The organism is Kitasatospora sp. NPDC087271 (genome assembly GCF_044744605.1).
Classification (GTDB): domain Bacteria; phylum Actinomycetota; class Actinomycetes; order Streptomycetales; family Streptomycetaceae; genus Kitasatospora.
Genome location: NZ_JBIUYQ010000030.1, coordinates 1 through 24,606, shown reverse-complemented (window position 1 = coordinate 24,606; position 24,606 = coordinate 1). Strand labels below are relative to the sequence as shown.

Here is a 24,606-nt window from a genome sequence, read left to right as displayed (position 1 = left end):
CCCCGGAATCAGCCCGCCGTCACCGACTGCGGGTCCGCCAGGTACGGCCCCCAGCCCAGCTCCGCCGCACCCGCGAGTGCACCGTGCGCCAGCTCCGCGCCGACGATCGGCACCCGTCCGCTGCGCCCCCACAGGCTGCGCTCGGCGACCACCGCGCGCAGCCGCTCGGGCGCGGCCTCCAGCAGGTCGAGGTGGAGCCCGCTGAGGACCACCCGGTCCGGGTTGAGGATGTTGGCGACGCCCGCGAGTCCGAGCCCGAGCCGGTCGATGACGTGTTCCACGGCGGCCCGCGCGCGTTCGTCGGTGGCGGCCGCCCGGCACAGCTCGCGCGCCTGGTCGAGCAACGGGCGCCCCGGTTCGGGGGTGAGCCCGGCGGCGGCGAACAGGGCGTCGGGGTCGGTCTCGGAGTTCAGGCAGCCCCGGTTGCCGCACGGGCAGAGCCGACCCTGCGGGTCGACGGTGAGGTGGCCGACCTCCAGGGCCAGCCCGGCGCTGCCGGTGTGCAGGTGGCCGTCGATCACCAGCGCGCCGCCGACGCCGCGATGGCCGGAGGTGACGAGGAGCAGGTGCCGGGCGCCGCGCCCGGCACCGTGCCGGTACTCGGCGAGCGCGGCGAGGTTGGCGTCGTTGGCGAGGGCGGTGGGCAGCGGCCGACGGGCGCCGGGGCCGTGGTCGGCACGGCCCACCTCGACGTCGTACAGGTCGGCGACCGGGGTGCCGCTGGGCCAGGCGAAGTGCAGGGCGGCGAGCGCGGCGCCGTCGGGTTCGGTGACCGGGTTGGGCAGGGCGAGCGCGGCGGCGAGGCAGCGCCGGCTGGTCGCGCGGGCGAGTTCGGCGCCCGCCTCGGCGACGGCGCGCAGCATCCGGACCGGGTCGGTGGCGGCGGGCAGCGGCAGGTGGACGGGCGGGTCGAGCAGCCCGCCGAGGCCGGCCAGGGTGACGCTCAGCCCGTCGGCGTGGATCTGCCCGGCGACCACGACCGGGCCTTGCGGGTCGATCGCCAGCCGGTGCGAGGGGCGTCCGCGTCCGCCGCCGGCCGGGCGCGAGTCGACGGTGATCAGCCCGAGCGCCTCCAGTTCGGCCGTGACGGCCCCGGCGGTGGCCCGGGTGACGTCCAGCGCGCGGGTGAGCGCCGAGCGGGTGGGCGTCTGTCCGGTGTGGATGAGCGAGAGCGCGGGGCCGAGCAGCGTCCGACCGCGATCGGGGGCCGCGCGGCGGTGGGCGTCGCGCTGCGCTTCGAGGTCGGTTCCGGAACCTGGTCGCGGACTTGAAGGTGAGAGCTGCACGCCCCTATTGTGACTTTGTGCCGCTTCGAAACAAAATCCGCCCGCGTCCTCGACCCGACCAGACCTCCCCCCAGTCTCGCAGCACACCCCCCGGAACGGACAGCCCCTGGGGCTCGGCACGGCTCGCGCTCACCGCGTTCTTCGCCGTCGACGGCTTCCTCTTCGCCGCCTGGGTGGTCCGCATCCCGGACATCCGCAGCCAGGTCAACGCCTCGCACAGCGCCCTCGGGCTGGCCCTGCTCTGCCTGTCGATCGGCGCCGTCCTCACCATGCCGCTCGTCGGACGGCTGTGCCTGCGGTACGGCTCGCGCCCGGTAACCGTCGGCTCGCTCGCCCTGCTCAGCCTCGCCGTCCCGCTGCCCGCACACGCCCACTCGGTCGCCGCGCTCGGCGGCGTACTGCTGCTCTTCGGCGCCGGGTACGGCGGCGCCAACGTCGCGATGAACAGCGCCGCCGTCGACCTGGTGGCGCAACTGCGACGGCCCGTCATGCCGAGCTTCCACGCCGGGTACAGCCTCGGCGGTCTGCTCGGCGCGGGCCTCGGCGGGCTCCTCGCCGGTGCGCTGAGCACCGCCTGGGCGCTCGCGCTCGGCGGTCTGCTCGGCCTCGCCGTCACCGCCGCCGCGGGCGTCGTCCTGCTGCACAGCCCGGCCGCGCCGCTGGTCGCGCCCGGCCGCACGGACGACGGCGGCACCACCGGCGACACCACGAGCGACCACGGCACCCGCACCACGGCCGGCCGCGCCGCCCCGCACCTGCGGCTGCTCGTCCTGCTGCTCGGCCTCACCGCGCTGTGCACCGCGTACGGCGAGGGCGCGATCGCCGACTGGACCACCCTCCACCTCACCGACGACGTCCACGCCAGCCCCGGGACGGCCGCCGCCGGGTACGCCGCGTACGCCTTCGCCATGACCAGCGGACGGGTCGGCGGCACCTGGCTGTCCATCCGGCTCGGCCAGACCCGGCTGATGCTGCTCGGCGGCCTGACCGCGGCGGCCGGCATGCTGGTCGCCGCCCTCGCCCCGGTGGTGCCGCTGGCCGTCTGCGGGTTCGTCCTGGCCGGCCTCGGCCTCGCCAACCTCTTCCCCCTCGCGATCGCCCGGACCGGTGCGGCGGGCGGCCCGCAGGGCGTCGCGTTCGCCTCGACGCTCGGGTACGGCGGCATGCTGATCGGCCCGGTGGTGATCGGCTTCCTCGCCGACGCGGCGGGGCTGCCGATGGCCCTGACCACCGTCGCGGTGGCGGCCACGGCGGGGGCGCTCCTGCCGCTGGCCGTCCGTCGGCGCTGACGGGAGCGCCCGGGTCGTCGGCACGGCCGGTCCGACCGACCCCACCGCCGACGGCCCCGGGCGGCTCCCGACGCGGCCGCGCGCGGACGTGGTGGCAGGATGCGGGCCATGACGAGCAGCGGACGGATCCAGGTACTGCGGGCGGACGAGCGCCCGGCCACGGCGTGGCTCAACGGGGGCGGGGTGACCAGGGAGGTCGCCGGTTTCCCGGCCGGGGCCGGGCTGGACGCCTTCGACTGGCGGGTCAGCCTCGCGGACGTCGCGTCGGCCGGGCCGTTCTCGCCGTTCCCCGGCGTCGACCGGGTGATCACCCTGGTCGAGGGCCCCGGCATGACGCTCACCGTCGACGGCGCCGAGCACCTGGTCGACGAACCCTTCCGCCCCTTCGCCTTCTCCGGTGACGCCGTGACGGACTGTCGACTGTCAGCCGGCCCGGTGGTCGACTTCAACGTGATGACCCGTCGCGGCCGGATCGACGCCGCCGTGGGCGTGCTGACCGCACCGGCCGCCGTGGACGTCCCGCCGGGGGCGACCGTCCTGCTGGTCTGCCTCACCGGTTCGACCGCCGTCGACGGCGACGCGGTGCTGGAGCGCTACGACGCCGCCCTGCTGGAGGGGGCCGGCCCGCGCGAGGTGCGGGTCCGGACCGGCGGCGTCACCGCCGTGGTCACGCTCCGCCCGTCGCGCTGACGCCGGGGAAGCGGGGCGCGCGTGAGCGCCCGGACACCGGAACGCCGCGGCCCGGGAGGTCTCCCTCCCGGGCCGCGGCGTTCCGACGGGTGTGGCTCAACCGCAGAACACGGGTGTGGCGTGCGCCGGATCCAAGGCGTTGGTCACCAGGTGCAGCGCCGTCGGCGAGAACGCGATCGCCACGTGCTCGGCGAGCGTGATCGGGCAGTGGTTCTGCAGCACCTCGTTGTCGACGGCCGGGCCGGTCAGGAACTGGGTCCGCCACGGGGTGACGACCTCGTCGTACACGGTCGAGATCACCGTGTAGGTCACGCCCGGCACGGTGTCCGGGCGGGAGGCCATCGTGCGGTTGAAGTCGGAGCCCACCGCCTGGTCGCGGCAGGCCTGGCAGACGGTGTAGATCAGGTCCGCGACGCCGGGGAAGTACGGCACGAGCTTGGTGATCCCGTCGAGCGTCGTGCCGTGGTTGGACGGCGCCAGGCCGACCAGCCGGCCGACCTTCGCGGCGCCGCCGAGGAACTTCAGGTAGTAGTTCGGCAGCATGCCGCCCTGCGAGTGCCCGACGATGTCGACCTTGGCCGCGCCGGTCGCCTTCAGCACCAGGTCGACGAACCGCCCGAGTTGGGCGGCCGACTCGGGCACCGGGCCCAGGCCGCCGATCGGCAGCAGCAGGCCGCTGCCGCTGGAGGTGACGCCCGGGATGGTGCCGTAGTCGAGCGCGAAGACGCAGTACCCGAGGCCCTTCAGCAGCGGGGAGAGGGCGAGCCAGTTCTCGTAGCGGTTGGCGAAGGTGCCGTGCACGAGGACCACCGGATCGGGGTGCGCGGCGCTCGGGCGGCAGTTCCAGTCGTTGGCGCCGGGCGGCGAGGCCACCGAGTCACCGTCGGGCGGCAGTTCGGCGGAGACGGCGGCGGGGGTGATGGAGCGGGCGGCGGCGGGCACGACGGAGGGGGACGTCGCGGCGCTCGCCGGGGCGGCCGACGCGCCGGCCAGCAGCGCGCCCGCCAGGACGGTAGCGCCGATGGCCCCGCCGAGCCTGTGGCGCACGGGAGTTGCGGAGAAGCGGAGAAGTGGGGTTCTCAACTGTTGCCTCCACGGCGGAAGTTTGTTACCAACAGGTAACCCGAGTGGCTCCATCATGCGGTCGCCCCTCCGGCCCGGCCCTTGGGCGTTCCCCAGACCTGGACGGTGTTCTCTGTGACCGGTCACAACGCACCCGCCGCCTCGCCCGGCCGCTCACCCGACGCCACACCCCGCTCCGAGCCGCACTCCGCGCCCACCGCCACCCCCGGCCGCATGCCCGACCGCACACCCGTCCACGCGCCCGACCACACCGCCGACCGGACGCCCGGCTGGCGCGTCCCGGTGATCGGCGGCCGGCCCGCCGACCAGCGACTCCTGGGCGGTGTACGCGAGTTGGCCGAGAGCGTGGTCGCCGCGCTGCTGGACCGCGTGCCCGTGTACCACCGCCTGCCCCGCGAACAGCTCACCGGCGAACTCACCCGCGACACCGAGCGCCGGATCCGCGCCCTGGCCCACGCCGTCCGCACCGGACTCCCCTCCCCCGACGAGGAGTTCGCCGCCGTCCGGGAGGCCGCCGCCCGCCGCGCCGAGGAGGGCCTGCCGCTGGACGCCGTCCTGCTCGCCCACCACCTCGGGCTGGAGGTCTGCTGGGAGTTCGTCACCCGGCACGCCCGCGACGGCGACGCCGCCGACCTGCTCGTCCTCAACCGGCTGCTGCTCGACCAGCTCCGCCAGGCCACCACCGCCGCCGGCGCCGGCTACCTCGACGAACGCCGCCCGGCCGGCGACCGGCACGCAGCCGCCCGGCAGTCGCTGCTCACCGCGCTGCTCGCCGGCGCCCCGGCGGACGAGGCCGCCGCCCGGGCCGGACTCCGGCTACCGCCCCGGTACGCCGTCCTGTGCCTGTCCGTCGCCGACCACCCCGACGAGCACGCCCCCGGCGTCGACCCGGGCATCGCCGGCCGCCGCAAGCTCCGCCGGCTCGTCGCCGAACTCGACCACCGGACGCGGCAGTCGGCGATCACCGCGCTCACCCCCTCGGGCGGCCTCGCGCTCGTCCCGCTCGGCTCGCCCCCGCAGGCCCGGCCGGAGCGAGCGCCCGGGCGACCCGGCACGCCCGCCGAGCTCCCGTGGCAGCACCTGGCCGCCACCGTCGCCGCGGCCGCCCGGGCCGGGGGCGTCCCCGTCCTGGCCGCAGCGGCGGCCGCCGCACCTGGCGAAGTGCCGAGCGCGGCCGCGCTCGCGTACGAAGTCCTGGACGTGGCCCGCGCGTTCGACCGTCCACCCGGCCTGTACCGGCTCGACGACGTCCTGCTCGAATACCAGCTCACCCGCCCCAGCCAGGCCCGCTCCCGGCTCGCCGCACTGCTCGAACCGCTGGCCGACGGCGGCGAGTTGCTCACCACCCTGCGCACCCACCTGGCCGGCGGGCTCAACCGGCGACACACCGCGGGCGCCCTGCACCTGCACCCGAACACCGTCGACTACCGGCTGCGCCGGATCGCCGCCCTCACCGGCCTCGACCCCGCCCGCCCCGCCGACGTCCTGCGGATCACCGCCGCCATCGCCGCCCGCGCCGCCGAACAGGCCCCCGCAGTCCGCTAGGGCGTGTCCGGCCGACGACACCCGCGCCACCGGGACGGCGGCGCGGGTGCATCAGTCCCGCTCCCCCGGCAACCGCAGGTCCCACCCCACCAGGGCCCGCAGTTGCTCCGCCGTCACGCCGTCCGGCACCGGCTGGGGCGCGTCGTGGCGCAGCGGCGGCTGCCAGCCCTCCTCGGCCGTCCACCGGCGGACCACCTTGGCCGGCGCTCCGGCCACCACGCTGTGGTCGGGCACCTCGCCGCGCACCACCGCGCCCGCCGCGACCACCACGTTGCGGCCGATCCGGGCCCCCGGCAGGATCACCGCGCCGGTGCCGATCCAGCTCCCGGCGCCGATCTCCACCGGTTCGTTGCGCGGCCACTGCTTGCCGATCGGCAGGTCGGTGGACCGGTACTCGTGTGCCTGGTCGGAGATGTAGACGCCGGGCCCGGTCCACACGTCGTCGCCGAGGACGATCGACTGGTGGCCCACGATGTGGCTGTCCCGGCCGATCACGCAGCCGCCGCCGATCCGCACGATCGGCTCGGGCCCGAGGTCGAGGCCGGGCAGGAAACCGGCGCTGATGGTGACCCGCTCGCCGATGATCGAGAACGGCCCGATGGTGATCCACTGCTCGTTGAAGACCGCGCCGAGCGGGAACGCCAGTGTCGTACCGTCGCCCAACTCGCCGAACCGGTACGGGCCCGGGCTCTGCCGGGTGACCGCGCCGGTCCGCTGTACCCAGCGCCAGCCCCGGTGGACGAGGCGGCCGGCGGCACGGCGGCCACCGGCTCGGACCGCGGAGAGCAGCGAACGGGTTATCGGCATGAGCTCACGTTACCGGCCCGTAGGGTCCGACCGGCGGCCGGGCGGTCAACATCACACCGGTCCCGCACCCGCCCTGGCCTGCGGCCTCCCACGGCCAGGCCTGGCCCTCCGCCCGGGCGGGTCCGAAAACCGCGACCGACGGCGGGCTCCGGTGCCACACTCCCTCCCATGGAGATCACCGAACACATTGACGCCCTGCGCCGCGAGGGCAGCCTGCTCGCCGAGGCGGCCGCCCGGACCGACCTCGCCGCCCCCGTACCGACCTGCCCGGACTGGAGCCTGAACGACCTGCTGAGGCACGTCGGGAACGTCCACCGCTGGGCCGCCGCCTACCCCTCCCAAGGCCTGCGCGCGCCCCTCGACGAGGACGGCAGCCGGGCCGTGACCGGGCCGGCGCCGTCCGACGCGGCACTGCTGGACTGGTTCCGCGAAGGCCACGCCGCCCTGGTGGACACGCTCACCCGGGCCCCGGCCGACGTCGAGTGCTGGACCTTCCTGCCGTCGCCCAGCCCGCTCGGGTTCTGGGCCCGCCGCCAGGCGCACGAGACCGCCGTCCACCGCGCCGACGCCGACGCGGCGGCCGGCACCGAGGGCCCCCGGGTGGACACCGCCCTCGCCCTCGACGGCATCGACGAACTGCTGAGCGGCTTCGTGGCCAGCAGCCGCTCCCGGCTGCGCAGCGAACGGACCCGCACCATCGGGGTCCGGACCACCGACGGCCCCGGCTCCTGGCAGCTGACCATCACCCAGGAGCCGCCGGCCGTCGGCACGGGCGGCGCCGCCGAACCGGCCGACCTCACCCTCACCGGCCCCGCCCACGACCTGTACCTGCTGCTGTGGAACCGGCTCCCGGTCGGGCCCGCGCAGGTCGAACTCGACGGCGACGAGGCGCTGCTCGAACTCTGGCGGACCAGCGCGGTCATCGGCTGAGGCCGCGCCGCACGTAGCTCGCGGCGCGCCGCGCGCTGGGAGCGGCCAGGGGTGGAGTGGCCCGGGGTGCGCAGTGGCCAGGGGTGGAGCGGCCCGGGGTCAGCGCACCCAGCGCGCGGGCCGCTTCTCCAGGAACGCCCGCATCCCCTCCTGCGCCTCCGCCGACCCGAACAGCCGCGCCGACAGCTCCACCAGCCCCTCCGCGTCCCGCTCGAAGGACCGCACCACCTCGGCGTTGGCCAGCCGCTTGGACTCCGCCAGCCCCTGCGGGGAGCCCTGGCGCAGCGCGTCCAGCAGGCCCTTCAACGCGACCCCGGTGTCCTCGGCGGACTCGGTGGCGCGGGTGATCAGGCCGATCCGGGCGGCCTCGGCGGCGTCGAAGACCTCGCCGGTGAGGTAGTAGCGGGAGGCGGCGCGCGGGTCCAGCTTGGGGCGCAGCGGCAGCGAGATCACGGCGGGCGCGAGGCCGAGCCGGACCTCGGTGAACGCGAAGGTCGCGGCCGGCCCGGCGAGGGCGAGGTCCGCCGCGCCGATCAGGCCGAGGCCGCCGGCCCGGGCGTGCCCGTCGATCACGGCGATCACCGGCTTGGTGCAGTCGACGATCGCCCGCTGCAGCTCGACCAGGCCGCGCGGGCCGACCGTCGGGTCCGCGCCGGTCGCCTCGGACAGGTCCGCACCCGCGCAGAACACCTTGCCGGTGTGCCCGAGCACTACGGCCCGGACCTCCGGGTCGGCCGCGGCGACCGCCAGACCGGCGTGCAGTTCGGCCATCAGCCGGGTGGAGAGTGCGTTGCGGTTGTGCGGCGAGTCGAGGGTGATCGTGGTGACGGCGTCGGCGGTGGTGACGCGGACGAGGGGCTCTGCGCTGGTCATCGGCGGGGCCTGCCTTCCGGCTGAGGGTGGGTCGGACTGCGGTGCCGCCCGGGTGCCCGGGCCGCGCCCGGACGACTCTGGCACGCCCACCCGCCCCTCGGCCAGAGCCAATCCTGCCCGAGGTGCCGATCGGGATCGAGGCCCTCGCGCCCGTCCCGGAGCGGCCGCGTCACCGGCCCCCGGCGTACCCTCCCCGTCGCCCGGCCCACCGGACGGCGGGGCCCATCGCCAGGCCCGCCGCCGCCAGCACCGCGCCCAGGACGACCCAACCGGCCAGACCGAACCCGATCACGGCGGTGCTGACCAACGCCGGACCGGCCATCATCGCCGCCGCCGAACCCGCGTTGTACACGCCCTGATAGGCGCCGTGGTCACGCTCTCCCGCGAGGTCGTAGCTGAGCGCCCAGCCGCCGGCCTGGCCGAACACCTCGCCCAGCGACTGCAGCGCGATGCCGCCGAGCACCACCACGGCGGCGACGATCGCGGGCAGGCCGTGCGCGAGGCCGATGACCAGGCACGAGGCGGCGAGCAGCAGCCCCCCGCGGCCGCAGAGCCGGGCGGCCGTCGACCGGTCCTCCGTCCCCCGGGTGGCCCGCACCTGGAGGGCGATCACCAGCAGGGTGTTGACGATCAGGGTGCCCGCGACGGTGATCCGGGGCGCCTCGGTGTCATGGATGATCCACAGCGGCACGCCGACCTCCAGGACGGCGAACTGCAGGGCGAGGACCGCGTTCAGCACCGTCACGACCAGGAACGGGCCGTCCCGCAGCGCCGGATTGCGCCGCTTGCCCCGCCCGGCACCGTCGGCCTCCGGTCCCACGGGCGGCGCGACCGGGGCCGCATGCGCGAGGACGGGGAGACGGTGGAACAGCACGGCGACGACCACGAAGGAGGCGGCGTCGGCCAGAATCGCCGTCAGATAGGCCGGCCTGGTGTCCACCTGGAGCGCGATCGCGCCGACGGCCGTCCCCAGGCAGAGGCCCACGTTGGTCACCACCCGCAGGTAGGCCCGGCCCGCCACCCGGCGGTCGGGCGGCAGCACCTCGGCGTAGAGCGCGTTCCGTACGGCTGCGGACCCGCGGTCGGCGGCCGAGACCCCGCAGGCCAGCACCACGAAGGCCGGATAGCTGTGCACGAGCGTGTACCCGGCGGTGCCGACCGCCTGCGCCGCGACCAGCACGACCAGCACCGGCCGGGCGCCCCAACGGTCGGCGGCCCGCCCGGCCGGCACGCTCGCGACGACCCCGCACAGGCCGGCGGCGGTCAGCCCGAGCCCCAGCTGGCCGGCGCTCAGACCGAGCACCCGGGTGAAGAACAGCACCGCGACGGACAGGGACAGGCCGCTGCCCATCGTGTTGACCAGGGTGAGCCCGGCCAGCCGCCGGACCATCGGGTCGGGGTGCAGCCGCCGTCGCACGGCGCTGACGAGCCCGCCGCCGGCCTGCGGGCCTGCGGGGTCTCCGGGGTCCACGACGTCTCCGGGGTCCGCGGTCGTTGCGGTGCTTCCGGTCGTTGCGGTACTTGCGGTGGTTGCGATGCTTGCGGTGGTTGCGATGCTTGCGATCGTTGCGGTGCTTGCGGTGGTTGCCGTGATGGCGGCGCCTCCGGGCATGGCGGGGCCGGGTCCGGACGTCTCCGCCGGCAAGGTGGTGGTCATGTGCTGATCACACCGCCTGGCGGCCCGGGTCCGGTACTCCTTTAGGCTCTGGCTAAAACCACGCGCCCCACGCGCCCCAGCCCCGGCGCCCATGCGCCGCGTCGCAGGAGACCGCCCCCGTGCACCGCTTCACGCTCGGCCTGGCCGACCTCGCCACCACCTGGTTCGCCGTCTCCCCGATCCAGGAGGCCTCGCTCAGCCTGCGCATGTGGACCCACCCCGGCGTCTACCAGCTCCAGACCCCGGCCTTCGAACGGCTCCGGCCCGCCTTCGAACGGCTGGACTCCACGCTGCTGCTGTCACTCATCGCCGGGAACCGCTGGATCCCCGACTTCCTGACGCCCCGCCCGGCCTCGCCCGCCGCCGACTTCCGCACCGAGCTGGCCACCGTCCGCGCGCTGCCGCCGGAGCGACTGCGCCCCGAACTGGAGCAGGTCTTCCTGCCGCACGGGCGGCCCCTGCCCGCCGCGCTCGCCGCCGGACTGGCCGACCCGGCACGGCTGTTGCAGCGGATCGCCGACGCGCTGGAGGAGTACTGGGAGGTCTGCCTCGCGCCGTCCTGGTGGCCGCAGGCCCGTGCGGTCCTGGACGCCGACCTGGTCTACCGGGCCCGGTTGCTCTCCCGGCACGGCGCGGCGGCGCTCTTCGCCGACCTGGACCACCGGCTGCACTGGGAGGACGGCGTCCTGTCGATCAACCGCCGGTGGACGGACTGGGACGCGGAGACCGCCGTGGACGGCCGCGGCCTCGTCCTCATCCCGACCTTCTTCGCCCGCGGCGCGATCACGATGATCAGCAACGAGCGTGCGCCGCAGATCAGTTACCCGGCGCGCGGCCAGGCGGGCATGGCCGGCCCGGGGACGCCGGTGCCGCCGCGCGCTCTGGAGGCGCTGGTCGGCGCGCCGAAGGCCCGGCCGCTGGCCCTGCTCACCGAACCCGCCTCCACCACCGACCTCGCCTACCGGCTGGGCGTCACCCCCGGCGCGGTCAGCCAGCACCTGTCCGTCCTCGCCGCCACCGGCCTGGTCACCCGGGCCCGGCACGGCCGCTCGGTGCTGTACCTGCGCAGCCCGCTCGGGGACGAGCTGACGGGGGCGAACAGGTGACGGAGTTCGCCCCCGCCATCCCCCCGACCGGCCCGCACCACCGCGACTGATCACTCAACTCCCAAGTGGTACAGACCTGTTGACGCATTGGTCCAGTCCTCCTACAGTGCCCATGCCCCGCCTCCCCACGGCGCGGGCACCCATCGCACACGCACCAAGCACCGCGGTTCTACGTCACCCTGTCCAACCCCCACAGCCACAGGGAGAACCATGTCCGCTCGATCCCGGGCCAGGCGCCCGCGCGTGCGCAGCAGACTGCTGGCACTGCTCTCCGTCCTGCTCCTGCCCCTCGCCGCGCTCACCGCGCTGGCCGCCCCGGCGAACGCCGCCGGAAAACTCACCGCCTCCTTCACCACCGCCGACAACGGCTCCTGGTGGCAGGGCACCTACATCGTCCACAACGACAACGCCACCGCCGTGACCGGCTGGACCCTGGAGTTCGACCTGCCGGCCGGCGTCACCATCGGCAACAGCTACAACGGCACCGCCACCGTCAACGGCCGACACGTCACCGCGACCAACGCGTTCTACAACGCCACCGTCAACGCCCACAGCACCACCGAGCCGTACAGCTTCTGGTTCGTCGGCAACGGCCCGGTCGCCACCCCCACCAACTGCCGCATCAACGGCGACAAGTGCGACGGCGCCGCCGACGTCCCGCCGTCCGCGCCGGGCACCCCGGCGGTCACCGAGTCCACCGCGCACACGCTCGCCCTGACCTGGCAGGTCGCCACCGGCGGGGACTTCCCGGTCGCCTCCTACGACGTGCTCAACGGCGCCGTCGTGGTCGGCTCCAGCACCACCACCAGCGTCCTGCTCACCGGGCTCACCCCGGCCACCACCTACACGCTGTCCGTCCGGGCCAAGGACAGCCGCGGCAACACCGGACCGCTCAGCGCGCCCGTCACCGCCGCCACCTTCGACCCGTCGACCGACCCGGTCCCGCCCACCGCGCCGACCGACCTCCGGACCACGGCGATCAGTTCGTCGGACGTCACGCTCGCGTGGAACGCCGCGACCGACAACGTCCGGGTCGCCGCGTACGACGTCTACCAGGGCGGCACGCTGGTGGCGACGGTCAGCGGCAGCACCCTCACCGCGACGGTCGGCGGCCTGTCCCCGTCCACCACCTACACGTTCACCGTGAAGGCCCGCGACCCCGCCGACAACGCCTCTCCCGCCTCCGCCCCGCTCACCGCCACCACCTCGGACCTGGTCGGCGCCGGAAAGTACGCCCGGGTCGGCTACTTCGTCCAGTGGGGCATCTACGGCCGCCAGTACTTCGTCAAGAACCTCGACACCTCCGGCAGCGCGGCCAAGCTCGACGTCGTCAACTACGCCTTCGAGAACATCGATCCGGTCAACCTGACCTGCCTGGCGGGCGTCACCAAGGGCACCACCGCCAACCCGCAGGACCCGGACCAGGGCACCGGCGCCGGTGACGCCGACGCCGACTACGCCCGCCCGATGAGCGCCGACCAGTCGGTGGACGGCGTGGCCGACGACGGCTGGGGCAAACTCCGCGGCAACCTCAACCAGTTGAAGAAGTTGAAGGCCAAGTACCCGAACCTGAAGGTGGTCGTCTCACTCGGCGGCTGGACGTACTCCAAGTACTTCTCGGACGTCGCCGCCACCGACGCGTCCCGCCAGAAGTTCGTCAAGTCCTGCCTCGACGTGTGGATCAAGGGCAACCTGCCGGTCTACAACGGCGCCGGCGGCGACGGTGTGGCGGCCGGGATCTTCGACGGCATCGACCTCGACTGGGAGTGGCCCGGCTCCGCCGACGGCCACGCGGGCAACCACTGGAGCGCCAACGACAAGGGCAACCTGACCCTGCTGCTGGCCGAATTCCGCAAGCAGCTCGACGCGTTGGGCGGCTCCCACAAGCTGCTCACCGCCTTCACCCCGGCCGACCCGGCGAAGGTCGCCGCGGGCTGGGACCTCACGAAGATCTTCAGCTCGCTGGACATCGCCAACGTCCAGGGCTACGACTTCCACGGCTCCGGCAGCGACAACTCCTGGGAGCCCAACCGCACCGGCCCCCAGGCCAACCTCTACGCCGACCCGAACGACCCGTACAACTTCCACTTCAGCGTGGACGCGGCGGTCCAGACCTACCTCGGCGCCGGGGTCAACCCGCGCAAGCTCACCATCGGCTTCCCGTTCTACGGGCGCGGCTGGCAGGGCGTGGCGGACGGCGGCGCCTCCGGCGTGTGGCAGTCCGCGAACGGCGCGGCCCCGGGCCAGTTCAGCGAGGAGGCCGGCACCCGCGGCTACAACAACCTCATCACCGGCGTCCCCAACCTGACCGTGTACCACGACCCCAAGTCCGTTGCGACGTACGGCTACACCGGAGCCGGCGGCCAGTGGTGGACCTTCGACGACGCCTGGTCGATCGCCCAGAAGACGGCCTACCTCAAGTCGAAGAACCTGCTCGGCGGCATGATCTGGGAGATGTCCGGCGACACCCCCTCCGGCACGCTCATCAACGCACTCGACTCCGGGCTCAAATAGCCGGAGGGCATGGCCCGTTGGGCCGGTAGGGCAGCAAGGGCCGGCGCTCCGAGAACGACGGAGCGCCGGCCCGCACCTCAGGTGCCTCAAGCGCCTCAGGTGCCTCACGTACCTGACGGGCCTGACGGGCCTCCAGGGCCGAATGCGCCTCCCGTCACCGGGACGCCATCGCCGCCAGCTTCCTGGCCGCCCGGTACTGCCGGAGCACCTGCGCGAAGGAGGTGTGCCCCTGGGTGGTCCGGGCGAAGGCCCGCCAGGCCGGCGCCACCAGGCAGACCGCCGCGTGGAACAGGTACGGGCGCCGCTCGAAGGCGCCCAGCAGCTGCTTGCCGGCGCGCATCTCCACGCCCAGCCCGGCCTTGATGGCGAACGCGTAGTTCAGCGCCTCGCGCCGCACGTCCGCCGCCTTGCCCGCCTCCGCGACCTTCACCGCCCACTCGCCGGCCAGCCGGCCCGAGCGCAGCGCGTAGGAGATGCCCTCCCGGGTCCACGGCTCCAGCAGTCCGGCCGCGTCCCCGGCGACCAGCACCCGGCCGCGGGAGAGCGGCGAGTCCTCGGCCCGGCAGCGGGTCAGGTGCCCGGACTCCACGCTCGGGGTGAAGCCGGACAGCCCCAACCGCCGGATGTAGTCGGCGAGATACTGCTTGGTCCGCTCGCCGTCGCCGCGCGCCGAAATGACGCCGACGGTCAGACTGCTCGACTCGGTCTTCGGGAACACCCAGCCGTAACTGCCCGGCAGCGGGCCCCAGTCGAGGTGGATCCGGCCCGACCAGTCCGCGGCGACCTGCGGCGGGACGGGGATCTCCGCCTCCAGGCCGAGGTCGATCTGGTCGAAGGTGACGCCGACGTGCCGGGCGATCCGACTCGCGCTGCCGTCCGCGCCGACCACCGCGCGCGCCTCGAAGGTGCGCCCGTCGGCGGCCGTCACCAGCGCCGTCCGGTGCTCGCCGCCACGCTGCTCGACGCCGGTGACGGTCACTCCGGTGACCAGCACCGCCCCGGCCTGCTTGGCCGCCTGCACCAGGCGCAGGTCGAACTCGTCCCGGTTGACCAGGCCGAACAGCATCCGCCGGGACCGACGCGTCCGGGTGAACCGCCCGTCGTAGGCGAAGGTGACGGCGTGCACGCGGTCCTGCAACGGCAGCCGGAAGTCGGGCGGCAGGCTGTCCCGGGACGGGCCGATGATGCCGCCGCCACAGGTCTTGTAACGGGGGTGCTCGGCCTTGTCGAGGAGCAGCACCCGCCGGCCCTGGACGGCGGCGGCGTGCGCGGCCGAGGCTCCGGCCGGTCCGGCGCCGACCACCACGACGTCCCAGACGCCGTCGAGCGGCTCGGGCGCCGACCGACCGACCCTCGGCGCGGTCTCGGCTTCGGCTTCGGTCTCGGCCCCAGCCTCGGTCGCGGCTTCGAACACCGTCTCGGTCCCGGCCTCGGGCACCGTCCCGGTCTCGGACACCGTCTCGGGCGCCCCCTCGGACGCCTCTCCTGACGGCTGACCTGACGACCGGCCTGACGGCCGTCCGGGTACCTCGGCGTCGAGCGGCGAGACCTCGGTGTCGAGTGGGCTGCGGGAATCGGAGCTTCCGGAGTCAGTCACGTCGAGCAATCCTATGCGTCCGCCGAGCCCGCCGCTGGCCGCGCCGCCCCGAACGCCAGACCGAACCCGGATCGAACCCGGACCGAACTCAGATCGAACCCGGGCCGATCCATCGGGCCGGTCCACCAGACGGTGCGCCGGGCGGGATCGCCGGGCAGAACCACCCGATCGGACTGTTCGAGTCCGCCTATGATCGGCGGTACCCAAACCGCCCCCTCCGCCCGCACCACCCCTCGGGCGAAGCCTTCCCCTCGGAGCCCCGATGTCACAGCCGCTGGCCGACGCCGTCCGGTCCCTGATGGACCGTGCCCGCACCGACCTCGCCGAACTGGTCGCCTTCCCCTCGGTCGCCGACCCGCGCCAGTTCCCGGTCGAGGAGTGCGAGAAGGCCGCCCGCTGGGTCGCCGACGCCTTCGCCGCCGAGGGCCTGACCAACGTCCAGCTGCTGGACACCCCGGACGGCACCCAGTCCGTCTACGCCGAACTGCCCGGCCCCCAGGGCGCGCCGACCGTGCTGCTCTACTCGCACTACGACGTCCAGCCCCCGCTCGACGAGAGCGCCTGGCTCAGCCCCGCCTTCGAGCTGACCGAGCGTGACGGCCGCTGGTACGGGCGCGGCGCCGCCGACTGCAAGGGCAACATCCTGATGCACCTGACCGCCCTGCGAGCCCTGCGGCAGGTGTACGGCGACGGCTACCCGGTCGGTCTGAAGATCATCGTCGAGGGCTCGGAGGAGCAGGGCACCGGCGGCCTGGAGCGCTACGCCGAGGCCCACCCCGAACTGCTCGCCGCCGACGCCATCATCATCGGCGACACCGGCAACTTCGCCCCCGGCCTGCCCACCGTGACCGCCTCGCTGCGCGGTATGACGGTCGTCGAGGTCGCGGTCACCACCCTGGCCGGCAACCTGCACTCCGGCGCCTTCGGCGGCGCCGCCCCGGACGCGCTGCAGTCGCTGGTCCGGATGCTCGCCTCGCTGCACGACGAGCACGGCGACGTCGCGGTGGCCGGACTGACCGGCGGCCAGACCTGGAGCGGTGTCCAGTACCCGGAGGATCAGTTCCGCTCCGACGCCAAGGTGCTCGACGGCGTCGCCCTGACCGGCACCGGCACCATCGCCGACCGCCTGTGGGCCCGCCCCGCGATCACCGTCCTCGGCATCGACGCCCCACCGGTGATCGGCGCCACCTCCTCCGTCCAGGCCGCCGCCAAGGCCCTGGTCAGCCTGCGCGTCCCGCCGGGCAGCGACCCGACCGCCGCCCAGGACGCGCTGGTCGCCCACCTGGAGGCGCAGGTCCCGCTCGGCGCCCGTCTGACCGTCGAACGCCAGGGCACCGGCGCCCCGTTCAACGCCGACACCACCGGCCCGGCGTACGAGGCGATGGGCGAGGCCATGGCCGAGGCCTTCGGCACCGAGATGGTCGCCTCCGGCGAGGGCGGCTCGATCCCGCTCTGCAACACGCTGCGCTCGCTCTACCCGAAGGCCGAGATCGTGCTGATCGGCGTCGAGGAGCCGACCACCCAGATCCACGCGGTCAACGAGAGCGTCGACCCGCAGGAGCTGGAGCGGATGGCCCTCTCCGAGGCCCTGTTCCTCCGCCGCTACGCCGAACTGCGCTCGGCCTGACGCACGTTGGTCCGGGGGCCGCCGTCGGCGGTCTCCGGCACCGGCCGCCCGCCCCGAAACCTGCGGGCGGCACCCGCCACCACCGCGTAACCGACCGCCCCCACCGCGAGCCCGGCCCCGGCGCCGAAGCAGAACTCCGGAATCAGGTTCCGCCGCAGCGGGACCAGCCGGTGCAGCACCCCGACCGCCGTCGCCGCGCCCAGGGCCGCGACGGCGGCGCGGCGCGCCCGGGGAGCGAGTGCCACGGCCGGGCGGACCGGCTCCACGCCCCGCGCCGCCCGCACCGCCCAGCCCGCCATCGCGGCCAGGGCCAGCGCGGAACTGCCGTACTGCAGCGCCGAGTAGAGCGGAACCGCGGCCACCTCCCGGTCCAGCACCGGCAGCAACCGGACACCCAGCCGGCCTTCGTGGGTGAACGCGTCCCAGCCGACGTGGGTGGCCGCACCAATCGCCGCCGACGCCGCGAACCACGCCGCCCCCGCACCCGCCCCGGCTCCGGCGGGCCGCCGGACCGTCAGTGCCTCGGCCGCGCCCGCCCACCGGTCGGGCAGCAGCGCCACCAGCGGCGCGCGCAGCAGACCGTGCCAGCCGGCTACCAGCGCGCCCGCGATCGCCACGTCCAGCGTCGGCACGGCCCACCAGCGGTGCGTCAGACCGCCGTGGCCGTACGCCCCGGGCAGCAGCGACTCGGCGAAGAACGGGACGTCGGGCGCCATCGATCCGGCGACCAGCGCCGAGGCGACCAGCGGCCCGCGCTCCCCGGCGGCGCGCAGCAGGGGCAGGACGGCGGCGGGGTGGCTCAGTGTGAACGGCATGCCCCCATCCTCCCGCCCCTGCCGAGCCATCGGCCAACGGCCTGGGCCAACGGCCAACGACCTGGGCCAACAGCCAACGACCTGGGCCAACGGCCAGCGCCTCTGGACAGCGGCCACCGCCTCTGGACGGCCCGGCACCCGGGCTCGTCAGGCACCCCAGGCGGCTACGCCGCGTCCGCCGTGCTGGCCAGGCCGAGCGCGACCCGGCGGCCCGCCTCCAGGTAGCGCAACTCGCCGCTGCGGCGGGCGTCCAGGGCGGCGGCGAGGCGGCGGTAGCGGCTCGGGGGCAGCAGGTCGGCGGCCTCGTCCAGGGTGACGAAGCGCCAGTCGCGCAGTTCCTCGGCCTGGAGCAGCAGGTTCTGGCGGGAGGCGGCGTCCAGTTGGCCGCCGTCGTACATCAGGCGCAGGCCGCCGCGGCGCGGGCCGGTGCGCGGCTCCCAGTCGACGGCGAGCAGGCGCAGCCCGGTCGGGTCGAGCCGCAGGCCCAGTTCCTCGGCGGTCTCGCGCAGGGCCGCGTCGGTGGGGGCCTCGCCGCGTTCGACCACGCCTCCGGGGAAGTCCCAGTCGGGTTTGTAGACGGGGTCGACCAGCAGGACGCGGTCCTGTTCGTCGAAGAACAGGACGGCGGAGGCCACGGTGTCCCCGGTCGGGTCGGGGGTCTGGACGATCGGGCAGCGGGCGGCGCCGACGCGGACCAGTTCGGCGATCCGGTGGGCGGTCTCGCGGGGGGTGAGCTCGCTGGTGTCGAGCATCCGGGCGTCCTCGACCAGCCAGCGCCGGGCGGCCCGGTAGCGGGCCACGTGCTCGAAGCACCACGTGCGGACCCGCTCGCTGGCCTCCGGATCTCCCGGGCACTCGTCGCGGTGGGCGATGCGGTGACGCAGGATCGTTTCTTCTGGGTCCAGGACGAAGTGGTGCACCGCTATGCCGTGGGAGGCGAGGTCGCCGAAGATCTCGTCCCGGTAGTCCTCCCTGAGCAGGGTCATCGGGACCACCAGCGGGCCCGCGACCTCACTGAGCAGCGCGGCCGCCGTCTCGGGGACGAGCCGGCGCCAGGCCGCCAGGTCCTGGAAGTCGGACACCGTCGCCAGCCGGTCGGCCGGGAGCATCCGGCGCAGGCCGAAGCCCACCAGCTCGGGATCGAAGAGCACGCTCCCGGGCAGCAGTTCCACCAGCTCGCGGCAGGCACTCGTCTTGCCCGCCCCGAATGTGCCATTGACCCAGACGATCACAACGTCCCCTGCCCTCGACTTGCCCCGATGCCGTTCGCACCGGGCAGCGCCCCCGTCGGCCGAACCAGCGCCACCCGTGGTGGTACCCGCGCCACGCCGCTCCCCATACCTCCCCACCGCGCCCGCCGTTGCGCCCCACTCCGCCCCTTGACAGGGGCATGTGCCCAGGCCAGCCGCCTTCCGGGAGAAATATGTAGACCGGTCTACATCAAAGTTGCACCCTGCTCACACCCTGCGCGCACAGGAAGTCGGCCCGCCCGACTTCCTGTGCGCCATCATCACCCCAGATCACCTCTCATCACCCCCTCCACCCGACTATGTAGACCGACCGACAGATTTCCCCCGGCAATATCTAGACCGGTCTGCATAATTCAGTAGACCGGTCGACATATTCTTCCCCGCGCCCCTCGCGCGCCCCCCGGCGCCTGCTTGCGCCGCGCGCACCCCAGCACGTACAGAGGAACGATGAAGCTGCTCCCAGTCGGCCGCGTCATCGTCATCGGCTCGATCAACACCGACCGCATCCTCCGCTGCCCCGTCCTCCCCGCCCCCGGCGAGACCGTCCTCGCCACCGCCGCCACCCAGGGGTTCGGCGGCAAGGGCGCGAACCAGGCGGTGGCGGCCGCGCGCATGGGCGCCGCCGTCCACCTGGTCGCGAAGGTCGGGCACGACGCCGACGGCGAAGCCGCGCTCACCGACCTGCGCGGCGCGGAAGTCGAGACGGGCTCCGTGCTCACCCACCCCGACGCGCCGACCGGGCAGGCGATCGTCATGGTCGACCCCGCCGGCGAGAACAGCATCGTCGTCGTCCCCGGCGCCAACGCCCACCTGACCGCCGCCGAGGTCACCGCCGCACTCGCCCGCCTGCACCTGCTCCCCGTCGACGTGCTCCTCACCAGCGGCGAGGTCCCCGAGGAGTGCATCCGAGCGACCGCCGCCGCCCTGCCGGCCGACGGCACCCACTGGGTGCACAACGCCGCCCCGGCCGGCTCGCTCCCCGACACCGGTCCGACCGGGCGCCGCCCCCTGGTCGTCGCCAACGCCGTCGAGGCCCGCCAGCTGACCGGTGCCCCCACCGTCGAGGAGGCCGCCCGGGCCCTCGCCCGCCGCGCCGACGGCGTCGTACTCACCCTCGGCGGCGAGGGCGCGCTGGTCGCCGCCGAGGGACGGTCGGCCCGACTGCCCGCCCCCGCCGTCCAGGTCGTCGACACCACCGGTGCCGGCGACGTCTTCTGCGGCGCCCTCGCCGCCGGACTCGCCCGCGGCGCCTCCCTCCTCGCCGCGGCCGCCACCGCCGTGGCCGCCGGCGCCTTCGCCGTCACCGCCCTGGGCGCCCGTGGCGCCCTCCCCCGCCCGACCGACCTCTGACCAGCCGTTTCCCGGCGGGCCCGGGCGGGCCGGGCTCACCCCCACTGGGGGCGCCCGGGCCACAACTCCCGAACGCCCCGGCTCACGTGCCTAGCAGCACTCGGCCTACGGCCGCCCCATGTACGACGGGTAGTAGCCGCTGCTGATCCCCGAGATCCGGATCAGCGTGCCCGGCCGCGCCGCCTCGACGTACTGGTTGTTGCCCAGGTAGATCGCCACGTGCTGGATGCCCCGTTTGGTGCCGTTGGGGGACCAGAACAGCAGGTCGCCCCGGCGCAGCTGGCCGGCGCTGATGGGCGTGGTCGCCGCGTACTGGTCGTTGGCCACCCGCGGCAGGTTCACCCCGCCGCGTCGGAAGGCCTGCTGCACGAGGCCCGAGCAGTCGTACCCGTCCGGCCCGTTGCCCGCGGTCCGGAACGGCTTGCCCAGTTGGCTCAGCGCGAACTGCACGGCGGACTCGACGCCCTGGTCCCCCGCCACCGCGCCGGCGGCCGGGCCCGACGAGGACGATCCGGACGAGCCGGACGACGACGGGGACCCGTCCCCCGTCCGCGCCACGTACACGTCGTAGTGCGTGGTCCAGCGCCACTCCCCCTTGCTGTTCTTGAACCAGTACCGCGACCCGTCCCAGCCCTGCTTGATCCCCCCGCTCGACTTCGTACCCGTCGACGGGGCCTTCGCCGCGGAGGAGGATCCGCCCCCCGTCCGCGCCACGTACACGTCGTAGTGCGTGGTCCAGCGCCACTGCCCCTGACTGTTCTTGAACCAGTACCGCGAGCCGTCCCACCCGGCGTGCGCCGGTGCCGACTCGGCGGCGGCGGGGCTGACGCCGGGGCCGACGCCGATCACACCCGCACCGGCCACGATCACGGCCGCCATGCCTATCCCCCGGCGCACCCGCGCGGCCCGCGAGGGACGGACGGGGCGGGCGGGGCGGACGGCGGCCGCCCGCTGGTCGACGGTGGCGGCAGCGTGCTGCCCGGTCGGTTCGTCGGCGGCACCCGGCGCGCCGGTGTTGACGGTGGTCATCCTGCTGTCTTCCCTCACTGCTGCGAACTGCCGCCACGGGGGCGGCTGCGGAATCGGCTACGGACACGTACGTCCCGGTGAGACGGCACGTACGGCTCGGCAGACCCCGCCCGGCATGCCACGGCCTCCGGTCGTGCGACCGGGAGCCGCGGCATGCCGCCCAGGGATTCAGTTCTGCCTGCGTGTCACGGTAGGCACGCGTCCGCTCACGGCGCGCAGTGGAGTGAGCCAATGGAAGGGTTCACGGCCGGTGAGCACCGACGGGGCATCAGGGTGAAGGCCAGTCATCGGGCCGCTCGCCCGACGCCCCCTCACCCCTGCTGGTCCGACTCCGCCAGCAGCTGCTTCTTCAGCACCTTTCCCAGCGCGTTCCTGGGCAGTTCGGGCACCAGCACGACCCGGCGCGGCCGCTTGTGCGCGGACAGCCGCTCCGCCACGAAGGCCGTCAGCTGTTCCCCCGTCACGGCGCCGTCCGGGATGACGTACGCGACGACGGCCTGCCCGAGGTCCTCATCCGGCGCACCGACCACCGCCGCGTCGGCGACCGCGGGGTGGTCGCGCAGCGCGGCCTCCACCTCGCCGGCGCCGATCCGGTAGCCGCCGCTCTTGATCAGGTCGACGGAGGCGCGACCGACGATCCGGTGGAAGCCGTCCTCACCGATCACGGCGACGTCCCCGGTGCGGAACCAGCCGTCAGCCGTCCAGGCCTCGGCATCCGCGTCGGGCCGGTTGAGGTACCCGCTGAACAGGGTCGGCCCGGCGACCTGCAACTCTCCGACGCTCTCCCCGTCGGAGGGCACCGGCGCGCCGTCCTCGCCGACCAGCCGGGTGCGCACCCCGTCCAGCGGCAGGCCGACGCTGCCGGGCCGGCGCTCGCCGTCCGCCCGGGTGCTGACGGTGATCAGCGACTCGGTCATCCCGTAGCGCTCGATCGGGGCGTGCCCGGTGAGCGCAGCCAGCTTCTCGAACACCGGTACCGGCAGCGGCGCGCTGCCGGAGACCAGCAGCCGGGCCGAGGCCAGCCGACCCGCGGCCCCGGGGTCGGCCGCCACCCGGGACCAGACGGTCGGCACCCCGAAGTACAGGCTGCCGCTCGCGGCCGCGTACCCCTCCGGGGTGGGCCGCCCGGTGTGCACGAGCCGGCTGCCGGTCCGCAGGGCGCCGAGGACGCCGAGGATCAGTCCGTGGACGTGGAACAGCGGCAGGCCGTGGACGAGGGTGTCCTCGGCGGTCCACTGCCAGGCCGCGGCGAGCGCGTCCAGGTCGGCGGCGATCGCCTGGCGCCGGATCACGGCTCCCTTGGGCGCCCCGGTGGTGCCGGAGGTGTAGAGGACGAAGCCGGTGGCGTCCGGCGCGGGCTCGGCGAACGTGGTGGCGGCGCGGTCCGCCGGGTCGACCGGCAACCCCTCCACCTCACCCGGCACGGCGTCGCCCACGGCGTGCGCGAGCAGCACCGCACCCGAGTCGCGCAGGATGTGCTCTCGCTCCTTGGGTCCGGAGTCGGGCGGCAGCGGCACCACGGGCACGCCCGCCAGCAGGCCGCCGACCACGGCGACGACCGTCTCGACGGCGGGCCGGGCGAGCACGGCGAGCGCGGGCGCACCGGCCACCCGGTCGGCGACGGCGGTCGCCGCGCCCAGCAGCTCCTCGCGGGACAGCGCCCGCCCGTCGATCCGCAGCGCGTCCGCCGCGTCCCCGTAGTCGCCCTGAAGTGCGGTCAGCAGTGCCATGCTTCCGTCCTCGCCCTCGTCTCACGCTGTCGCGCCGACTCTACGGGCCGCACCCGGACCGTCCGTGGGCAGCGGTCACCAGCCGCCGCCCACCTGGCTTGTACCGACCTGTGCCGGAAACGCCGGAGGGCGTGGCACCGGGTACCCGGTGCCACGCCCTCCCACTGCCGTGTGCGCGGATCAGCCCTTGCGGGCCTTCACCTCGGCGGTCAGCTGCGGCAGCACGGCGAACAGGTCGCCGACCACGCCGTAGTCGACCAGCTCGAAGATCGGGGCCTCCGGGTCCTTGTTGACGGCCACGATGGTCTTCGAGGTCTGCATGCCCGCCCGGTGCTGGATGGCGCCGGAGATGCCGGCCGCGATGTACAGCTGCGGCGAGACCTGCTTGCCGGTCTGGCCGACCTGGTTGCTGTGCGGGTACCAGCCCGCGTCGACGGCGGCACGCGAGGCGCCGACGGCCGCGCCCAGCACGTCCGCGAGCTCCTCGACGACGCCGAAGCCGGCCGCCTCGCCGACGCCACGGCCGCCCGAGACCACGATCGCGGCCTCGGTCAGCTCCGGACGACCGGTCGACACCCGCGGGGTGCGCGAGGTGACCTTGGCCGCGTTGCCGGTGAACTCCACCGCCACGTTCTCCACCGCGCCCGCGCCCGCAACGGCCTCGGGGGCCACCGCGTTCGGCTTGACGGTGATGACCGGCACGCCCTTCGTCACCTTCGACTTCACCTGGAAGGACGCGGCGAACACCGACTGGGTGGCGACCGGGCCGCCGTCACCGGCCTCCAGGTCGATGGCGTCGGTGATGATGCCGGAACCCAGCCGCAGCGCGACGCGGGCGGCGACCTCCTTGCCCTCACCGGAGGAGGTGACCAGGACGGCGGCGGCGTCGTTGGCCTTGGCGATCTGGGTGAGGGCGTCCACCTTCGGGACGACCAGCTGGTCGGTGAACTCCGCGCCGTCGGCGACGTACACCTTGGCCGCGCCGTACTCGGCGGCCTTGGCCGCGAGGTCGGCGGCGGCGGCACCGGCGCCCAGCACGACCGCGGACGGCTCGCCGATCCGGCGGGCCAGGGTCAGCAGTTCGAGGGCCGGCTTGCGGACCACACCGTCGGCGTGGTCCACCAGAACCAGGATCTCAGCCATGATTCGTTGCTCCTGATCGATCGTTGGATGCGCGAACGGGGGGGACTAGATGAACTTCTGGTCGGCGAGGAAGCCGGCGAGCTGCCTACCGCCCTCACCCTCGTCCTTGACGACCGTGCCCGCGGTCCGCGCCGGACGCGCCGCCACCGACTCCACCGCCGTCCACGCACCCGCCAGACCGACCTCGTCGGCCCCGATGCCCAGATCGTCCAGGTCCAGCGACTGGACCGGCTTCTTCTTCGCCGCCATGATCCCCTTGAACGACGGGTACCGGGCCTCACCCGA

The 24,606-nt window shown here is 74.6% G+C and carries 19 protein-coding genes and 1 pseudogene; 8 read left to right on the top strand and 12 right to left on the bottom strand.

The genetic code is table 11. From position 1 onward, the window contains the following. Positions 1-8 precede the first annotated feature (8 nt). Positions 9-1,286, bottom strand: a complete 1,278-nt coding sequence (locus ACIO9K_RS33090) for an ROK family protein (protein WP_371521142.1) — start codon at positions 1,284-1,286, stop codon at positions 9-11. Between the two features lie 17 nt (positions 1,287-1,303). Here ACIO9K_RS33090 and ACIO9K_RS33085 point away from each other — a divergent pair, with 17 nt between their 5' ends. Both ACIO9K_RS33085 and ACIO9K_RS33080 read left to right on the top strand, forming a co-directional pair. After that, positions 1,304-2,575, top strand: a complete 1,272-nt coding sequence (locus ACIO9K_RS33085; protein WP_400335340.1) for an MFS transporter — start codon at positions 1,304-1,306, stop codon at positions 2,573-2,575. 108 nt (positions 2,576-2,683) lie between these two features. Further along, positions 2,684-3,265 carry a HutD family protein gene (locus ACIO9K_RS33080; RefSeq protein WP_400335338.1) on the top strand — a complete coding sequence of 194 codons (582 nt, stop codon included), beginning with the start codon at positions 2,684-2,686 and terminating at the stop codon, positions 3,263-3,265. 96 nt (positions 3,266-3,361) lie between these two features. Here ACIO9K_RS33080 and ACIO9K_RS33075 read toward each other — a convergent pair whose 3' ends face one another. After that, complete coding sequence (locus ACIO9K_RS33075) at positions 3,362-4,312, bottom strand: esterase/lipase family protein (RefSeq protein ID WP_400335336.1); 951 nt, start codon at positions 4,310-4,312, stop codon at positions 3,362-3,364. Positions 4,313-4,462: 150 nt separating this feature from the next. Here ACIO9K_RS33075 and ACIO9K_RS33070 point away from each other — a divergent pair, with 150 nt between their 5' ends. Then, positions 4,463-5,893: a PucR family transcriptional regulator gene (locus ACIO9K_RS33070; protein ID WP_400335334.1), complete on the top strand. Its 1,431-nt coding sequence runs from the start codon at positions 4,463-4,465 to the stop codon at positions 5,891-5,893. A 51-nt stretch (positions 5,894-5,944) separates the two neighbouring features. Here ACIO9K_RS33070 and ACIO9K_RS33065 read toward each other — a convergent pair whose 3' ends face one another. Continuing rightward, the gene (locus ACIO9K_RS33065) at positions 5,945-6,700 is read right to left on the bottom strand and encodes a DapH/DapD/GlmU-related protein (protein ID WP_363588732.1); all 756 of its coding nucleotides are present in this window, start codon (positions 6,698-6,700) and stop codon (positions 5,945-5,947) included. A gap of 168 nt (positions 6,701-6,868) precedes the next feature. Between ACIO9K_RS33065 and ACIO9K_RS33060 the strand changes: the two genes are divergently transcribed. After that, positions 6,869-7,630 (top strand): maleylpyruvate isomerase family mycothiol-dependent enzyme, encoded by a 762-nt coding sequence (locus ACIO9K_RS33060; RefSeq protein ID WP_400335331.1) that lies wholly within the window; start codon positions 6,869-6,871, stop codon positions 7,628-7,630. Positions 7,631-7,729: 99 nt separating this feature from the next. Here ACIO9K_RS33060 and ACIO9K_RS33055 read toward each other — a convergent pair whose 3' ends face one another. Then, entirely contained in the window at positions 7,730-8,503 is a 774-nt protein-coding gene (locus ACIO9K_RS33055; protein ID WP_063350153.1) for an enoyl-CoA hydratase family protein, read from the bottom strand. 169 nt (positions 8,504-8,672) lie between these two features. Beyond that, positions 8,673-9,974, bottom strand: coding sequence for an MFS transporter (locus ACIO9K_RS33050; RefSeq protein ID WP_400335329.1), 1,302 nt, complete (start codon positions 9,972-9,974; stop codon positions 8,673-8,675). Positions 9,975-10,279: 305 nt separating this feature from the next. Here ACIO9K_RS33050 and ACIO9K_RS33045 point away from each other — a divergent pair, with 305 nt between their 5' ends. Beyond that, positions 10,280-11,266, top strand: coding sequence for an ArsR/SmtB family transcription factor (locus tag ACIO9K_RS33045; protein WP_400335327.1), 987 nt, complete (start codon positions 10,280-10,282; stop codon positions 11,264-11,266). A gap of 210 nt (positions 11,267-11,476) precedes the next feature. Next, positions 11,477-13,780 carry a glycosyl hydrolase family 18 protein gene (locus tag ACIO9K_RS33040; protein WP_400335325.1) on the top strand — a complete coding sequence of 768 codons (2,304 nt, stop codon included), beginning with the start codon at positions 11,477-11,479 and terminating at the stop codon, positions 13,778-13,780. A 154-nt stretch (positions 13,781-13,934) separates the two neighbouring features. On the opposite strand, the gene ACIO9K_RS33035 is transcribed toward ACIO9K_RS33040, so the two are convergent. Then, complete coding sequence (locus ACIO9K_RS33035; RefSeq protein ID WP_400335323.1) at positions 13,935-15,236, bottom strand: geranylgeranyl reductase family protein; 1,302 nt, start codon at positions 15,234-15,236, stop codon at positions 13,935-13,937. A 403-nt stretch (positions 15,237-15,639) separates the two neighbouring features. Between ACIO9K_RS33035 and ACIO9K_RS33030 the strand changes: the two genes are divergently transcribed. Beyond that, entirely contained in the window at positions 15,640-17,004 is a 1,365-nt protein-coding gene (locus ACIO9K_RS33030; RefSeq protein WP_400335321.1) for a dipeptidase, read from the top strand. Here ACIO9K_RS33030 and ACIO9K_RS33025 read toward each other — a convergent pair. Together ACIO9K_RS33025 and ACIO9K_RS33020 are read right to left on the bottom strand one after the other, a co-directional pair. Further along, positions 16,980-17,819, bottom strand: a complete 840-nt coding sequence (locus tag ACIO9K_RS33025; RefSeq protein ID WP_400335319.1) for a DUF4184 family protein — start codon at positions 17,817-17,819, stop codon at positions 16,980-16,982. The two genes, ACIO9K_RS33030 and ACIO9K_RS33025, sit on opposite strands and share 25 nt — an antisense overlap. 164 nt (positions 17,820-17,983) lie before the next feature. After that, a complete protein-coding gene (locus ACIO9K_RS33020) occupies positions 17,984-19,051 on the bottom strand; it encodes an NUDIX domain-containing protein (RefSeq protein WP_363588746.1) in 1,068 nt (355 codons plus the stop codon). A 465-nt stretch (positions 19,052-19,516) separates the two neighbouring features. On the opposite strand from ACIO9K_RS33020, the gene ACIO9K_RS33015 reads away from it, so the two are divergent. Next, the gene (locus ACIO9K_RS33015) at positions 19,517-20,419 is read left to right on the top strand and encodes a PfkB family carbohydrate kinase (protein WP_400335316.1); all 903 of its coding nucleotides are present in this window, start codon (positions 19,517-19,519) and stop codon (positions 20,417-20,419) included. A 105-nt stretch (positions 20,420-20,524) separates the two neighbouring features. On the opposite strand, the gene ACIO9K_RS33010 is transcribed toward ACIO9K_RS33015, so the two are convergent. The 4 genes and pseudogenes from ACIO9K_RS33010 to ACIO9K_RS32995 all read right to left on the bottom strand — a co-directional run. Next, the gene (locus ACIO9K_RS33010) at positions 20,525-21,448 is read right to left on the bottom strand and encodes a C40 family peptidase (RefSeq protein WP_400335313.1); all 924 of its coding nucleotides are present in this window, start codon (positions 21,446-21,448) and stop codon (positions 20,525-20,527) included. Positions 21,449-21,759: 311 nt separating this feature from the next. Then, positions 21,760-23,178, bottom strand: a complete 1,419-nt coding sequence (locus ACIO9K_RS33005; RefSeq protein WP_400335311.1) for an acyl-CoA synthetase — start codon at positions 23,176-23,178, stop codon at positions 21,760-21,762. A 180-nt stretch (positions 23,179-23,358) separates the two neighbouring features. Next, a complete protein-coding gene (locus tag ACIO9K_RS33000; protein ID WP_400335308.1) occupies positions 23,359-24,321 on the bottom strand; it encodes an electron transfer flavoprotein subunit alpha/FixB family protein in 963 nt (320 codons plus the stop codon). A 45-nt stretch (positions 24,322-24,366) separates the two neighbouring features. Next, positions 24,367-24,606: pseudogene (locus ACIO9K_RS32995) on the bottom strand (electron transfer flavoprotein subunit beta); the annotation flags it as partial.